14 protein-coding genes are annotated in these 15,599 nt (G+C 34.8%); 4 read left to right on the top strand and 10 right to left on the bottom strand.

Going from position 1 to position 15,599, the window contains the following annotated elements; all coding sequences use genetic code 11:
- Positions 1–53: 53 nt before the first annotated feature.
- Positions 54–3,584 (bottom strand): pyruvate:ferredoxin (flavodoxin) oxidoreductase, encoded by a 3,531-nt coding sequence (gene nifJ / locus RT261_RS19665; RefSeq protein WP_313134837.1) that lies wholly within the window; start codon positions 3,582–3,584, stop codon positions 54–56.
- A gap of 117 nt (positions 3,585–3,701) precedes the next feature.
- Entirely contained in the window at positions 3,702–3,893 is a 192-nt protein-coding gene (locus tag RT261_RS19660) for a DUF3787 domain-containing protein (RefSeq protein WP_313134836.1), read from the bottom strand.
- A gap of 366 nt (positions 3,894–4,259) precedes the next feature.
- Between RT261_RS19660 and RT261_RS19655 the strand changes: the two genes are divergently transcribed.
- From RT261_RS19655 to RT261_RS19640, 4 genes are all read left to right on the top strand, one after another.
- Positions 4,260–4,640, top strand: a complete 381-nt coding sequence (locus tag RT261_RS19655; protein WP_313134834.1) for a transposase family protein — start codon at positions 4,260–4,262, stop codon at positions 4,638–4,640.
- A 49-nt stretch (positions 4,641–4,689) separates the two neighbouring features.
- Entirely contained in the window at positions 4,690–4,926 is a 237-nt protein-coding gene (locus tag RT261_RS19650; RefSeq protein ID WP_313134833.1) for a hypothetical protein, read from the top strand.
- Positions 4,914–5,258: a hypothetical protein gene (locus RT261_RS19645; protein WP_313134832.1), complete on the top strand. Its 345-nt coding sequence runs from the start codon at positions 4,914–4,916 to the stop codon at positions 5,256–5,258. The genes RT261_RS19650 and RT261_RS19645 overlap by 13 nt, the downstream gene beginning before the upstream one ends.
- Before the next feature lie 173 nt (positions 5,259–5,431).
- Positions 5,432–5,611 (top strand): hypothetical protein, encoded by a 180-nt coding sequence (locus tag RT261_RS19640; protein ID WP_313134831.1) that lies wholly within the window; start codon positions 5,432–5,434, stop codon positions 5,609–5,611.
- A 665-nt stretch (positions 5,612–6,276) separates the two neighbouring features.
- On the opposite strand, the gene RT261_RS19635 is transcribed toward RT261_RS19640, so the two are convergent.
- The 8 genes from RT261_RS19635 to RT261_RS19600 all read right to left on the bottom strand — a co-directional run bounded on the left by RT261_RS19635 (position 6,277) and on the right by RT261_RS19600 (position 15,483).
- A complete protein-coding gene (locus RT261_RS19635; RefSeq protein ID WP_313134830.1) occupies positions 6,277–7,443 on the bottom strand; it encodes a S8 family serine peptidase in 1,167 nt (388 codons plus the stop codon).
- 491 nt (positions 7,444–7,934) lie between these two features.
- Positions 7,935–8,129 (bottom strand): CLI_3235 family bacteriocin precursor, encoded by a 195-nt coding sequence (locus RT261_RS19630; RefSeq protein WP_313134829.1) that lies wholly within the window; start codon positions 8,127–8,129, stop codon positions 7,935–7,937.
- 101 nt (positions 8,130–8,230) lie between these two features.
- Positions 8,231–8,509, bottom strand: coding sequence for a hypothetical protein (locus tag RT261_RS19625; RefSeq protein ID WP_313134827.1), 279 nt, complete (start codon positions 8,507–8,509; stop codon positions 8,231–8,233).
- A 19-nt stretch (positions 8,510–8,528) separates the two neighbouring features.
- Positions 8,529–9,602 (bottom strand): TIGR04066 family peptide maturation system protein, encoded by a 1,074-nt coding sequence (locus RT261_RS19620; protein ID WP_313134825.1) that lies wholly within the window; start codon positions 9,600–9,602, stop codon positions 8,529–8,531.
- Positions 9,595–11,013 (bottom strand): Cys-rich peptide radical SAM maturase CcpM, encoded by a 1,419-nt coding sequence (ccpM, locus tag RT261_RS19615; RefSeq protein ID WP_313134824.1) that lies wholly within the window; start codon positions 11,011–11,013, stop codon positions 9,595–9,597. Before ccpM ends, RT261_RS19620 begins: the two co-directional genes overlap by 8 nt.
- Positions 11,010–12,737 (bottom strand): ABC transporter ATP-binding protein, encoded by a 1,728-nt coding sequence (locus tag RT261_RS19610; protein ID WP_313134823.1) that lies wholly within the window; start codon positions 12,735–12,737, stop codon positions 11,010–11,012. The genes ccpM and RT261_RS19610 overlap by 4 nt, the downstream gene beginning before the upstream one ends.
- A 207-nt stretch (positions 12,738–12,944) precedes the next feature.
- Entirely contained in the window at positions 12,945–14,810 is a 1,866-nt protein-coding gene (locus tag RT261_RS19605; protein WP_313134822.1) for an ABC transporter permease, read from the bottom strand.
- Positions 14,797–15,483, bottom strand: a complete 687-nt coding sequence (locus tag RT261_RS19600; RefSeq protein WP_313134821.1) for an ABC transporter ATP-binding protein — start codon at positions 15,481–15,483, stop codon at positions 14,797–14,799. Before RT261_RS19600 ends, RT261_RS19605 begins: the two co-directional genes overlap by 14 nt.
- Positions 15,484–15,599: the final 116 nt, after the last annotated feature.

The following is a 15,599-nucleotide window of genomic DNA, read 5'->3' as shown; positions in this document are numbered from 1 at the left end:
TGAATAACCTATATTAGGCAAAGCGTACGTACGTTAATAAACTAAATTTTTATTTATAACGATGCCAGTGTTTTGTAAGTTTCGTATCTTTCTTTTGCAAGTTCTTCCGCTTTGTTAAATAGTTCTTCTGCCTGTTCAGGGTACATTTTGGCCAATGAGCTGTAGCGCACTTGATTCATTAGGAATTCTCTGAAATTACCGGTTGGCTCTTTGGAGTCTAAAGTGAAAGGATTTTTGCCTTCCTTCTTTAAAGCCGGATTGTATCGATACAAATGCCAGTAACCTGCCTGCACTGCACTCTTAATGTTTGCCATACTTCTGCCCATACCGTCTTTGATACCGTGGCTGATACATGGGGCATAACATATAACAATGGATGGGCCTTTATAACTTTCTGCTTCACGGAGTGCTTTAATTAGTTGGTTGTTGTCTGCATGAATGCCAACTTGTGCAACATATACATTTCCATATGTCATCATCATTCTGCCTAAGTCCTTTTTACCAGACTTTTTACCGGAGGCTGCAAATTTTGCAATTGCTCCTGTGGGGGTGGATTTCGATGCCTGACCGCCTGTGTTGGAGTATATTTCTGTATCAAATACGAGTACATTAACGTCTTCACCTGTTGACAATACTTGATCCAAACCTCCAAAGCCAATGTCATATGCCCAGCCATCGCCTCCGATAATCCATTGGGATCGTTTCGCTAAATATTCACTGCGTTGTTTGATTTCATCGACAAGGCACTGAATGTTTTTGTCTGAAGAATTATATTCGCTTATGATATTCTGTACTTTGGCACTGATTTTTTGGGATAGATCTCCATCTTCTTTATATTGAATCCAGTCTGAGAATACTTCTTTTATTTGTGCATCCACATTCGTACCGATTAATTTCTTCATGTTTTCTTCTAATTTCTTTCTCATTTGTTTCACACCAATATACATACCAAACCCATATTCCGCATTATCTTCGAATAAGGAGTTTGCCCAAGCCGGTCCTTTCCCTTCGTGATTGGAGGTGTATGACGTACTTGGAGCAGATGCTGCCCAAATAGAAGAACAACCGGTAGCATTGGCAATCATCATTCGTTCACCAAATAATTGGGTAACCAGTTTAATATAAGCTGTTTCACCGCAGCCTGCGCAGGCTCCTGAGAATTCCATGAGAGGTTTCTTAAACTGGCTGTCTTTGAAAGTTGCACTAAATTCAATGTCTTTCTTATAACTGATCTGATTTATTGCAAATACCCAATTGTCTACCTGTTCCGGTAATTGTGTTTCTATCGGCTGCATGATTAAAGCTTTTCCTTTTGCAGGACATACATCAGCGCAGTTGCCGCATCCGGTACAATCCATTGGGCTGATTTGGATTTTATAATGATAGCCTTCCAAGTTTTTACCAGTAGCTTTTTTTGTAACAAAAGTTTCCGGAGCCTTTTCTACCTCTTCGTCGTTTAATAAAAATGGCCGGATTACTGCATGAGGACATACATAGGAACATTGGTTACATTGTATACATCTTTCCTCTATCCATTCAGGAACATATACCGCAATGCCACGTTTTTCATACTGAGTTGATCCCGATGGATAAGTGCCATCCTCGCGGTCCTTAAATGCACTAACCGGTAATTTGTGTCCTTGTTGTGCTTCCATTGGACGCATAATATTGCGGACGAATTCCGGTTCTTTTACAGAATCCGGTTCTTCATCTATACTATTTACCCACTCTTTCGGTATTTTTACTTCATGAATATCCCTGATACCACGATCAATGGCCTCATGATTCATCTTAACAACATTTTCACCTTTTCTGGAGTAGGACTTTGTAGCTGCATCCTTTAATTCTTTTACAAATACCTCTTCCGGTAATATATTAGCTAATTTAAAGAATGCCCCCTGCATAATCATATTAATACGGTTACCAAGGCCTATATCACCTGCAATCTTTACTGCATTAATTGTGTAGAATTTAGCCTTTTTCTCCGCTAAATCCTTTTTAATCTTTGCTGGGAGATGCTTTTCTAACTCTTCATCGGTCCACGGACAGTTAAGTACAAAAGTACCGCCCTCTTTTAAATCAGCTGTTAAATCGTATTTTGTAACATAAGAGTGATTGTGACAGGCAACATAGTTCGCATTACTAACCAAATAGGTGGCTTTGATTGGTTCCTTGCCAAAGCGAAGGTGGGACATAGTTATACCACCGGATTTCTTTGAATCATAGTCAAAATATGCCTGTACATTCAGTGAAGTATTATTTCCAATTACTTTAATTGCCTGTTTATTGGCTCCCACTGTTCCGTCAGAACCCAAGCCCCAGAATTTACAGCTGACTCTATCTTCCGGTTCTATAGATACATAAGGTCCAACCTGTAGGGAATGATGGGTAATATCATCTACAATACCAATAGTGAAATGGTTCTTTGGTTCATCTTGTTTTAAGTTCTCATATACTGCCGCAATTTGATTTGGTGCTGTATCTTTTGATCCTAAACCATAACGACCTCCAATGATAACCGGTTTTTTCTTTGCATTATGGAAGCATGTACATACATCTTCAAATAACGGCTCGCCTATAGAACCAGGTTCTTTTGTACGGTCTAAAACTGCAATTTTCTCCACTGTATGTGGTATACAGTCTATAAAATGTTTTAATGAAAATGGTCTGAACAAATGTACTTTTATCAGTCCGTATTTTTCACCTTTGCTATTATAATAATCAATGGTTTCCTCAATAGTTGGTGTTACGGAACCCATTGCGACTATCAGATATTTTGCATCAGGTGCTCCATAATAATCAAATAACCCATATTTACGTCCTGTTTTTTCAGCCATCTTATTCATATAGTCTTCCACAATAGGAATAAGATCAGTATAAAATGGATTACTTGCTTCTCTTCCTTGAAAATAAATATCTGCATTTTGTGCAGTACCTCTTGTAACCGGATGATTTGGCGATAACGCACGTTTTCTAAATTCCTGTAATGCCTGTTTATCTATTAATTCTTCATAATCACTATATTGTAAAGTATCCACCTTCTGGATTTCATGAGATGTTCGGAATCCGTCAAAGTAATGTATGAATGGTAATCTTCCTTTAATAGCTGACAAATGTGCAACTGGTGCCAAATCTATTACTTCCTGTACAGAACCGGAAGCAAGCAATGCACATCCTGTCTGTCTTGCAGCCATAACATCCTGATGATCACCAAATATACTAAGAGCATGAGCGGCAATTGCCCTAGCACTAACATGGAATACACCGGGCAATAATTCGCCGGCTACTTTATACATGTTAGGAATCATTAATAACAGACCTTGAGAAGACGTAAATGTAGTTGTTAAAGCCCCTGCCTGTAAAGAACCATGAAAGGCTCCGGCCGCACCTGCTTCGGACTGCATTTCAATTACACTTACTTCCTGATTAAAAATATTTTTCTGACCTTTTGCTGCCCACTCATCCACAGTTTCTGCCATTGGAGAAGATGGTGTAATAGGGTAAATAGCGGCAACATCGGTAAAGGCATATGCCGCATAAGCAGCTGCGGTATTGCCATCTACTGTCATTTGAATTTTTGCCATATATCTCTTTCCTCTTTCTTAAAAATTTATAATATCTCTTATACTTAGATGTCAAAAAAATGTATAAAAAATAAAGCAGAAAAGCAAAGTGTGCTACCCCTTTGCTAATGCGTTTTACTATAATTGGCTTCCGTTATCAACCCAATTTTTCGCTTTCCCTACTTCATATTCAGATGGTATGGTAACCTGACTTACATCCTGCATTTTCTCAATATTGGCCCAAGCTGCCGTTACTTCCTTATTTGTTGGGGAAGTTTTATTTATCCTGTTATTATTTTCACCATTTAGTACATTTTTATCTTTTTCCATGAGTCGAAAAATCCTCCTTCCAAATTAATATATATCTAGCCTTAGCTACTATTAAAATCTCCATAATTATAGTAATTATTCAAATGTTTCCAAATTACATAAAATAATATTTACAATTTTATTCAGGCAAAGATTGGGAGTAAATATCAGCTCTGAAAGGTAAATATTTTTCGCATTAATCAAACAAATAGTATCCCTTATTTTTCTTGAACGTGTATAATGAAATAAAAAACTTTTTCGCAGAGGAGAAAAAAAATACGTGCAGAAAAAAGAGAAATAAAGAGAAAATTAAACAGAGAAATTGTAGATTTCTTAAAAATACAGAATCATTATTTCCCAGATTTAATCGCAGATATCAAAAAAGTCATGGATGGAAGAAATCAAAACTATATTACCTATGAAATTGAAGTCATTCTAAATATGATGCTATTGAAAAATGTATGTTCTATCGCATCCATGCAAGAAATGAACGATACCTTTAACGAGGATGAGTGTGTTAAAAATATTTATAAAATCTTAGGCTTAAAAGAAAAAGAATATCTTCCGCATTATGTAACAATAAATGAATGCCTGTCAAAATTAGATACAGGGGCATTAGAGAAAATACGGAAAGACATGGTATGCAGTCTGATCCGCAAGAAAAGCTTTGATGATGCGAAATTTCTGGGAAAGTACTGGTTGGTAATTGTAGATGCGACACAGTTGTTCTGTTTTAAAGAAAGACATTGTGAACATTGCCTGACTTAAAACGCTAAACAAAGGAACAGAGGATGAAAAAACAATCTATTATCACCAGGTGCTAGAAGCAAAGATTGTATTAGGTGATGACTTGATTATCAGTATTGCCACAGAATTTATTGAAAATGAAAAAGAAAACGTTAGTAAGCAGGACTGTGAAAGAAAGTCTTTTAAACGTCTGTCCGAAACACTGAAAAAGATATTTCTGAGATTGCCAATCTGCCTTATGGGAGACAGTCTGTATGCCTGTGAGCCAGTATTTGAACTATGTAAAAAGAACAAATGGGATTTCTAATCCGGTATAAGGATGGAAGCATACCGACTCTGGCAGAAGAATACGGTGCGATTAGTGAAATGGGAGAAGGGGAAGAAGAGGTAGTAGAAATAGAGACAATCTACAAAAGAAATCCAAAAGTAAAAGCAATTCACAAAATGAAGTGGGTAAATGATTTAGATTATAGTGGTCATATTGTAACGGTCATGGAACTGGAGATTGAGAAAGAGAAGAAGAAATGGAAGGAGTTTCAATGGGTGATAAGTCTGCGGATTATTGGTAAAACAGCCTATGAATTTGCCGAGATAGGCAGGAAGCGGTGGTTGATTGAAAATGATGGGTTTAACATTTAGAAAAATTACCAATATTTTATCACCCATGCAAACAGCCTGGACTATAATGCAATGAAAAATCATTATCTATTAACGCAACTGGCAGATGTATTATTACAGTTATACGAAAACGGGATAAAGGATATAAAGGTAATAAAGAGGACGCTGGAGAAAATATCGGAAGGTCTGGTAGAATGTCTGAGGAATCAGATTTTGACGGAAGAAGAGTTAAAATATCCCAAAATACAGATAAGAAAAGAAGTTTCATAGGCATAAAAAGATTAGTTAAGGGAGGTGAACAATGGGAAACGAATCATAACAACATAAAGGTTAAATACAAGATAAATGGAAACGTAATACGTGCGGCAATCTGATGTGGATAAACATGAATCTCATTACTTTTTGCTTAGAGAAACATAAAAACAAATGGTAACATTGAAATTTACCTTTCAGACCTGAGTAAATATATAAATACTTGACAAATTAATAAAATTTGCGGCGAAGCCCCTTAAATATATTACATTTTTGGAGGTAATACCTATAACTTTTGCAGAACATATTAAGACAGAACTGTTCTCCTCTATAAAAGAGATGGCTTCCGCACCATGCTGTTTGCGAAAAATTCAGTTGCTAATTTTTAACTTTAAGAAAAACTTGATTTTGAAACTACTGTGAAATGTAATCTTTCCATGGAAAGTGGACGTTTGAAAAAAGAATTATTAGAATTTTTTGATTTTGATTCGGAGAAAAGTGTCAGCTATGGTCGACGATATTCTAAGCTGCTTTTACAAGGGGTGAGGTCACCGTCCACAGCACACATGATATCACGAATTTTGGAATGGATGGGGACATGAAGGATTTTTGAATCTATTTCTCTTCCAGCTTATTTCCTTTGATTAGGGCATCATTAGCTCCTCCAACATTTACCATTCGCCTCCGAGGCAAAACCGGCAAGACATGGAGTTTTAGTAATACATACTCTCAGAACTCAGTATTAGAATGGATAAATTAATAGAATTTATTAACTCGAAAACTACCACTAGTTATCTGATAAATAGTTGTATAACTCTGAAAATAATACATCAATATCTTTATGTTCATGAAAGTTAATATATTTCGTTCTTCTTTTGAGCACATGCTTGTTATATTCTTGATTAATAATAACAACATCAATATCTATCGATTTCAAACTCTTTAACCAATTATCATCTCCCATATGGACAATAACATAATCAACATCACAGTAATGGCTGTAAAAATGAATCTTTTCAACTACATTATATGAGTTGAACTCCAAGAGGTTTATAACCTTCATCACAATATCAGTTTCAAATTTTTCGCTTAGGCAAATTCCACTATACCCATAGTCTTCAAATCGAGATAATAGTCTTTGTACTAATAAATTAATGTCACCTTCTATTATCATAACAATAATAGGTACATTTATTTTTTCTTTAAAGTATTTTCGATAATTTTCTCTATACAATTTGTGATTGGTAGCTAACGATTGCTCTTTTAATATAGCCTTGATTTTATACAATGTATCATAGCCTTCATTCATAAGACCACATACTTTAGCAGATATGACTGGGGCCGCCAAGCTGTTTGCATAAGGTAAGGTATAATATTTATCATTGTATTTTACAATTTCGTTGGATATATAACAATTTACATCAATTCGGTCAATGTTATTATCATTGTATCTGAAACCAACTCGCCCTGATGTACTATCATGTGCCTTGACTCCAATAACATTGCTGAAAGAGGCAGGAAAAGTCATTTTATTTTTATTGGAACTTGCTGACACAATGACTATCCCTTTTGTAGTTAGTTCATTTATTTTTTCATATAACTGTGATGCATCAGGAAGCAATGTTGTCCCAATACTTAAATTAATAAATTTTATACTGTTTTCTAAACACCATTCAAGCGATATTAAAAGAGAATTTATATTAGCTTTTGAACTAAACTCATCCAAGATTTCAATAAAAACTAAATTGCATTCACCTGAAAAATTATCCAAGAATCTTTTTGCACACATAGTGGCGTGAGTAAAACCCTCTGTAACAAAATCTGTTGTTGCTACCACCCTATTGTCAGATATCGTAAACACGCCACTGATTTTTTGCTTGGAGATAATAATCTCATTAATATATTCTATATTAATTTTGCTATCTATGAAAGCAATACTTTTGTTAAACATCATTATTTTCCTCCTAAATTTGAAATTTTCCCATCTGTTGGAAGATTATATTTACCTTCTTTAAAGATTGCGATTAGTTGCCATATGTCTTTTGAAACGAGAAAAGCAGTATTGCAATAGAAAAGCCAAGTTGTTAATTAGCTAATCTGTTCCATTGCAATACCGCAGGATATCTTACTTATACTTAGGTTTATAAAATATCCTTTCCCAACATAATTCACAAAAATTGAATGTTGCCATAGACAGCCTTTACAAAACAAGGTAAAGCTTAGACCGTTAAAACTACTATAGGAGAACCTAATACTGCTGACACCGCAGATGCAATTATTTCCATTGTTTGTGCTTCCGTTGAATATAAAGTAAGGGCAATTACAAGAACCGCAGATACATCCTCTGCAAGAACAAGATAGGCATCAACACTATTCTCTAAAATAGAAGCGTTTTTCTTTTAATTTACGCATCACATTTTCTCCTTTTTCAAAAGCTATGTAAACTTAGGCCTTTAAAATTACCGAAGGACCTGAAGCGCTAGAAGCCGCAGATGAGCCATTGTTGTTAGCATTTGTGTTTCCATTGATGCCCAAAAAGCAAGAGCAATCACAAGAGCCACAGGTACATCCTCCGCAAGAGCAAGCATATGCTTCAACACTATTCTCTAAAATAGAGGTACTTTTCTTTAATTTACGCATCCCTTTTCCTCCTTTCTGCCACACGGTTCCACTTCATCATATTCCTAAGCAATATAAAGATATAGATTTCTTGTGTGCATACTCAACATAATGATATATTATCAATTGTTGGTAACTTTGTTTGGGGTGTGATTCATAATAGAATCAACAAGATTGTTTAAGCTATAATTTGTCATAGAGTTCACAAAGCTGTCATTAATCTCAAAACAAAACTCATTACTAGCTTTCAGCAATATATATATAAACGATTCGGCAGACAAATTATACTTTGTATCAAATAAGCAATAGTCAGGTTCTTCAACATTGAAACCAGCTAGCTCTCGAATAATTGACATTAATCTGTTTTGAATGTCTTCTTTATCAAATGCTGTATCAACCATAGTTCTATCTCCTTTATATCTATACCTGAATCAGGTTTCCTTGTAATTCTTTTTCCATTTTTTGAAAAGCATTGTTAGCTTCTTCTTCATTATAAGCAGGAAATATAGTAAATTGTTCGCCTCCCAATCCAGAAACTAGATTAGAGTTAACAAAATCGCTAGTTAAACGTAAGTATTCTAGTTTAGAGGGGTTATCAACATTTTTTAGTACACTTGTGTTAGAAATTCCAAAATACCTTGTATCTATATCCAACCTATATTTGCAAAACTGCTTAACCTCCTCAAGAAATTCTACGGTATAGTCAGCGAAGTGCATATTAATAATTCCAATATCACTCTGCAAGGCACTTTGAATGATAAGCGGAAGAATGCCCAATCCATTCAAATTATTGTTATTATATTTCATCACAGGATGAGGAACGCCAATCAATATTATATCTGGATTTTTCAATTTAAAATGTTTATGTATAAATCGATTAAATATTATGGCCTTCTTAAATGGGTCTATTGTTGAATCAAACATAATATCCGGTATGTTTAAGCATCCTACCAACTTCATAAAATCATGTGAGCCTATCTGCATTACATTGTAACCCTTACCTAGAAAATACTTTCTTGCTAAAAGCTCCGTTTGAATTTGCCCACATTTTTCTCCAATAGTAAATATCGAAATGATGGGAGATTCTATCTGCAACATTTTGGGGAACTTATCGATATCAGCCAATATATCTCTTTCTTCAATACATACCTTTTGAAGATCTACTCCGAGCTGTTTCGCCACATCATTAGGCATTATGACTTCCTTTCTTTGTTTTTTTGCATACTCCATAAGTTCTATATATAATTTATTGTTTTGAAATTCTTCACAATCTGCAAAATAAACTAAGTCACTCTCTAAAATTTTTTCCTCATAGTCGATATGTAAACGTATGTCCGCATTTGGACCGCCGTCCAATTTGGAAATATCGTAACCTTCCAATACATTGATCTCCGGTGCTAAAAGTGCAATTGGCTCATATCCTCCCATATAAGCATATCTAATTAACGTTGCATTGTCATGATTAGTCGGAAAAAAAGCAATTTTTTTAGACATAATATCCTTCCTCCGCATTCTCAAAATCAAAACTATTTTCTTTTAGTAAACATATTGAACTAAATTTTTCTAATGTATCACTCATTACCATGCTACAGCGAGCTAGTTTCTTGCTCCCTACAAGTTCTTGAGTATTATCCGCAGCAGCAGCACACATTCCGCAATGTATAAAATTCCAACAATCCTTGCACTTATCAGCTGTTAACTTTCCAGGGTTAAGCACCACCCTGACTTTATTTACATCGAATCCTGAGAAAACATTTCCTATTTGCATAATAGCCGATTCTTCACTAACCCTTTCACAAGGAAATAGATTGCCATCAACGTCTACCATAGGACGTTTAGCCCCTGGTATACAAGGTCCTCCCGGGTGTGTTGTTTTAACTAGACTGTTTGTTTTGCCAAATCCCTTATACATACGTAATAACCTTGAAGTTTCGGCATTGAACATCCCAGAAACATGGCTTTTATTAATAAAACCAAGAGCCCACAATAACCATTTCGATCGTTGAATTTTATAATTTATGAAATATAACTCATCATATGGAACTGGTTCTTCAATATAATAGTCATTCATAATGCCCACCCTAAGATTGTTATCTTCAATCACTTCGCTTGCACTAAAAAAATCATTAATACATTTAAAATCAACTCCAGGAGCTACCACCGCATTAAAACCAATTCTTCTATAAAAATCTGGATAATTGTTTTTTATGTACAAAACATTATCCATAATCTTATCAAACGAGCCTTGACCATTAACAAAAACCCTATTAATATCATGTAACTCTTTAGGTCCATCCAGACTGATCATGATGTTAAATTCCTTGTCTTGTAAAAAAACTATATTCTCATCTGTAAACATTGTGCCATTTGTTGTCATCGAATATGTTATTTTCTTATATGGATATTTTTGTTCTATGTATGCAATAAGAGTTTTAATATTTTCAAATTCCAACAATGGCTCTCCACCGTAAAAACCAAGATCAACTGTCTCTGAACTAGTTGAATGCTGCATAAGAAAATCAACACTTTTTTGCATAATCTCATATGTCATTGTCTTATTTGAATGCTCACGATTACTATACTTATCACCAGTATAGCAGCAATACGCACATCTCAAATTGCAATTTTGTGTAACCTGTAATGTAATCTTTTCGATTTTGTTTTCAAGGTGAAACTCAAGAAATCTATCCTGTGGATGCTCAATGTTTTCAAGCAGACTCTCCCTACAGAAACCTTTATTTTGATAAAATTCCAATACCTGAAGATCTTCATTACTTGGATTCATTTCGCAAATTCTGCAAAATGAATTGTATTCATTATCGTTTACAGCAAGTATAGAATTTGTCTCTCTATCATAGATATACTTTCCGTTGGGTGTAAAAAAAGGTCTGATTACTACGCTCATAATTGATTTTCCTCCTCTGCGAGTGTTTTAAATAAATTACTATTTTTTTCTACCAATTCACTAAAAGTACCCGAATCCACAATAACGCCATTGTCAACATAAAATATCTTGTCAAGTCTTCTTAATATATCCTCTCGATGGCTTATTACAATAACGATATCATAAAGATTGCTATTAGTTATATATTGGTTAAATCTCTTTTCAGCCGCCAAATCAAAATTAGCAGTTGCTTCATCTAAAATCAGAATCTTTCCATGCTTTGCCAATGTCCTGGCTAGGGCAACTTTTTGTCTTTCACCACCGGATAGCTTTGAACCATTGAATCCGACAAGGCTATCAAGACCCTTAGGTAACGAATCAATTAAATCAGCAGCTGTAGATAACTCCATATAATAACGTATTTCATCTTCTGACAAATTTTCAAGTACATTTATATTGTTTCGAATATTATCATCAAAAAGACTAATATTCTGATTCATTACGCAAAATAAATCTCTATACTGGTCTAATGCCATGTTCTGTATGTCAACCCCATTTAATTTAATTGTACCGAATGTTGGTTCATAGAAACGAAGCAATAAACTAATTATTGAAGATTTGCCAGAACCATTAACACCTATAAATCCTACTTTCTCACCTTTATTTATAGAAAAGTTTATTGAATTGAGCACAGCTTCCTTATTGCCATAGCTGAATATAACACTATCAAATGATATATTTCTTACATCCGTTTTGCTGTCATTTATACTAATTCCGTCTTCATTTTCAATATCATTTTCAAAATATTCCATAAATCTTTTAAATGCAGGAATGCTATTTTGCAACCTATAAACTAAATTAGCCAGAAGTGAAGCAGGCTGCAAAACGTATGCTGCATAGGAAATGAAAGCAAATAAACCACCTATAGTAAGTTTATTGCGCATTATAAGTATTGCACCTAGTAAATTTAAACCATGAGTAAATATCATACCTAACGTTTGACTTGACATATTAGAGTAAGTATCCGAATATTCCATTTTTGTTTCATGCTTCATCATATCTTTTTTTAATGACTCAAATTTCTTCATTTGCTTATTCTGAAGATTCCATAGTTTAATTACATCAATACTTCTAAATATTTCGCCAAACCATATGGAGAATTTTTCATTTAATTTCATTGATGCGGTAAAGTGTTTGCGTCTTTTTGATGAAATAAAATTTTTTGTAATAATTTCAATAGGTACAATAGTTAAAATAAATACAGTTAACCTCCAGTCAATCAAACAAAGGCCGATAATGCCACCGATTATTTTAAAAAAGCTAACAACTGTTTGTAGCAGTCCGCTATTTATAATTTGTGTAATACTTCCAATATCACTATAGACATTACCGATTGTTTTCAAAAAGTTATTATCTTTATGGTATGCCATTTTCAATTTAATCGAATGATTAACAGCTTGATACATAAGGTTGTACGACATCTGTCTGCTTACAAACTGGTAGTGAATAAATTGAATAAACGTTAATACCTGTTCAATAATGTAAAGGCCAAAAATAAACAATGTATATCGAATAACTACATCTAAATCACCAGACACTATTCCATTATCGAACAGCTCCCTTTGTAACATTGGGTACAGTATGCCAAAAAATGAAACAATAATCATACAAGAAACGATAATCACTATTCTAATCATGAATGGCTTAAGCTGCTTAAAAATAAACTTAATGACATCTTTACTCATACCAAATCACTCCACATTTTATTCAAATCATTTGTTGATAACGAAATATCGTACCTTCACAGATTGATTTTAAAAAGTTTTATAAAATCCCTCACAACATCTAACTTACAATTAATCTTTCAAAGAAAGCTCAATACAGGCACTATAAAATTAGCCATTTGACTCTACTCTATATCCTTATTGTAAATCAGTGTAGTAGAATCTGATCTATTCTGCTTCCTTTAATCGGTCGATAATAGTAGCCCTGCTTACAAAATGGTACACTAATCTCGGAACACTTAAACAAATAGCAAATACTACAAATACCATCATAAAAAATGATGTAAATGGGAAGGTAAATACAATATATTTATATTGCTTCGCCATAACTCTGAAAATTCCATATGTTATCCCACTACCGAATACACCTACAAGAAGCAGGGTCACGGATGCGTAAATTAGACCTTCATATATTAGCGTTTTGTTACTTTGTCCTGAACTCTGCCCTACGCTTTCCAAGAGGGCAAGCTCGTGACGGCGTGATAATATGCTTGCTGTAATTACATTAATAAAATTCAATACACCAATTAGCCAGAGTATGGCTGATATACCATTACCAATAACAGTAAGCGTAGAAATAATATTCTCAGCTTCTTGACGCATTGCAATCCCTGAACGTAATATGATCTCCTCATGGTTGGCTGTCCATTCTTTAACCATACTCAATGCTTGCTTTTGTTCATTTCTTTCTATGTCAAGCTCGATATCATAAACAGCTGGTTCTCCAACAAGTTCTTTTAGCAGATTAGTCGACATGTATACACTCGGAAGCCTATTATAGCTAGTACCAAAATAGTCCAAAAATTCTGAAGGCAGCACTCCGCCTAGTTCAAACGATACTGGTGTTTCGTTGTCTTCAAAGAAAAATTCCACAGTATCCCCCATCAACGGCGATAATTTCCAAATATCTCGAATTATTACAAATTCACCTCGTAGGAAAGCTGCTTCGTCTATGGGGTGTGCCAATTCTTTGTTTATTTCCGCAATGCGCTTTGCATCCACACCATAAATGCAGCCTGGTAAGTTATCTGTTTCTCCCTTCATATCCGTTATGTTCATTCGTATTTTATGAACATAACTCACTCTTTTTTCGGTCAAACCTGGCAACTCGCTCAGACTGTTCATAAATTCAGTGGTAAATGCGTGTATATTATTACTATTGAGAAATCCATATTGCTCTATTATTCCGTTTCTTAAATAAATATTCCCTTTTATATTACTCCCAGCCGTTTCCATGTAGATATCCACGCTTGAGCTGCCAAGGATTACAGAAACAGCCAAAAAAACTGTCATCCCCAAAAATAAACTGCAAAAAACCAACATCGCCCGTTTCGGCACCCGGAACACATTGCGCCACGCCATTTTAATTGGGCTAAAAGCTGACGTACGTACTTTTTTACGGTCATAACCATATTCAGAAAACCGTACCGCTTCTATCGGTGAAACTTGAGCCGCTTTCCACGCAGGTTTGAACGCACCTGTTATAACGGCTATAAGTGCGAGCAAGGCTGCTCCGATGAAAATTAGTGGATGAAAGCTTATGGAATAACCAGCCGATGAAAATTGTGTATACATGCTTAAAAACATGGGCACAGCTATCAGGGAAACAATCGCAGAAAAAAACAGTCCCAATGGTATTCCAATAACACAAAGCAACAGTATTTGTTGAAGTACCATTCTTTTTATTTGTTTCTGCGATATGCCGATTGTCCTCAGTTGCCCGTAAAAACGTATATCTCTTGAGACAGAAACAGACATCACATTATAAATAAGTAGAAACCCGGCGATAATCAAAATAACAACCATCATTGCTAAAATATATATTATCGGTTCAATCTTATTGTCTATATTATTCATATGCTGAGCCATATACAATCGCTGTATTTCAACCTGGTTTATGCATAGACTAATGATTGTTGCAATCATAAAAGTCGTCATAAAAATAGCAAGTACCAGAAAAACATTCCTACCGCGGTTTGCTGCAAGGTTTTTTCGCGCCATTTTACGGATAATGGTTTGTTTATTGTTCTTCATTTCCACCACCGCCTTTTATTCTTCCATCTTCTATGCGAATTACCCGATCGGCAAGTTGGGCAATATGATCATTATGCGTTATCATCATTATGGTTTGTTTAAATTGTACAGACGTCCATTTTAAAATGGCTAGAACTTCTTGACTTGTTTTGCTGTCAAGATTTCCAGTCGGCTCGTCGGCAAGCAAAATAGATGGTTTTGCCGCTAATGCCCGTGCAATTGCCACGCGTTGCTGTTGACCGCCTGAAAGCTGATTGGGCATGGCGTCCTGCTTATTATTAAGTTTCAATATATTTAATATTTTTTCAATAAAAGGTTTATCTACCTCTCTGCCATCAAGTTCTATTGGCAATACAATATTTTCATATACATTTAAAATCGGGACAAGGTTATAGTTTTGAAAAACAAATCCCACGTTACGCCTGCGGAAATTGGTAAGCTGTTCGTCTGTCATTGTGGCTAATTCATGTCCGTTTACAACTACTCTCCCGTTTGTTGGCTTGTCTAGACCGCCAATCATATGAAGCAATGTACTCTTGCCAGAACCGGACATACCAACAACTGCAATAAATTCACCAGTATTCACTTCTATGTCTACACCATCAAGGGCGCGAACTATATTTGGTTTTACACCATAATATTTTTTCAATCCACTAACCGCTATAATTGCCATTTGATTTTATCCCCTTTCTCTACTTTTTGATAATTTGAGTAATTTATAAAGTTATCGTTGATTAGTAAATATATCGTCTGATTAGGTTTTTTTCATTTTTTTTGTTCAGAAAACAG

Source organism: Anaerocolumna sp. (assembly GCF_032079385.1).
Classification (GTDB): domain Bacteria; phylum Bacillota; class Clostridia; order Lachnospirales; family Lachnospiraceae; genus Anaerocolumna.
This window is presented reverse-complemented; position numbering and strand designations above follow the sequence as displayed.

Bases quoted from the DNA above. Each gene is read 5' to 3' on its own strand.
- RT261_RS19630 (WP_313134829.1), bottom strand. From the start codon at position 8,129: ATGCGTAAATTAAAGAAAAGTACCTCTATTTTAGAGAATAGTGTTGAA.
- RT261_RS19645 (WP_313134832.1), top strand. From the start codon at position 4,914: ATGGGATTTCTAATCCGGTATAAGGATGGAAGCATACCGACTCTGGCA.
- nifJ (WP_313134837.1), bottom strand. From the start codon at position 3,584: ATGGCAAAAATTCAAATGACAGTAGATGGCAATACCGCAGCTGCTTAT.
- RT261_RS19600 (WP_313134821.1), bottom strand. From the start codon at position 15,483: ATGGCAATTATAGCGGTTAGTGGATTGAAAAAATATTATGGTGTAAAA.
- RT261_RS19635 (WP_313134830.1), bottom strand. From the start codon at position 7,443: ATGATGTTTAACAAAAGTATTGCTTTCATAGATAGCAAAATTAATATA.
- RT261_RS19625 (WP_313134827.1), bottom strand. From the start codon at position 8,509: ATGGTTGATACAGCATTTGATAAAGAAGACATTCAAAACAGATTAATG.
- RT261_RS19605 (WP_313134822.1), bottom strand. From the start codon at position 14,810: ATGAAGAACAATAAACAAACCATTATCCGTAAAATGGCGCGAAAAAAC.
- RT261_RS19640 (WP_313134831.1), top strand. From the start codon at position 5,432: ATGTCTGAGGAATCAGATTTTGACGGAAGAAGAGTTAAAATATCCCAA.
- RT261_RS19655 (WP_313134834.1), top strand. From the start codon at position 4,260: ATGGATGGAAGAAATCAAAACTATATTACCTATGAAATTGAAGTCATT.
- ccpM (WP_313134824.1), bottom strand. From the start codon at position 11,013: ATGAGCGTAGTAATCAGACCTTTTTTTACACCCAACGGAAAGTATATC.
- RT261_RS19610 (WP_313134823.1), bottom strand. From the start codon at position 12,737: ATGAGTAAAGATGTCATTAAGTTTATTTTTAAGCAGCTTAAGCCATTC.
- RT261_RS19620 (WP_313134825.1), bottom strand. From the start codon at position 9,602: ATGTCTAAAAAAATTGCTTTTTTTCCGACTAATCATGACAATGCAACG.
- RT261_RS19660 (WP_313134836.1), bottom strand. From the start codon at position 3,893: ATGGAAAAAGATAAAAATGTACTAAATGGTGAAAATAATAACAGGATA.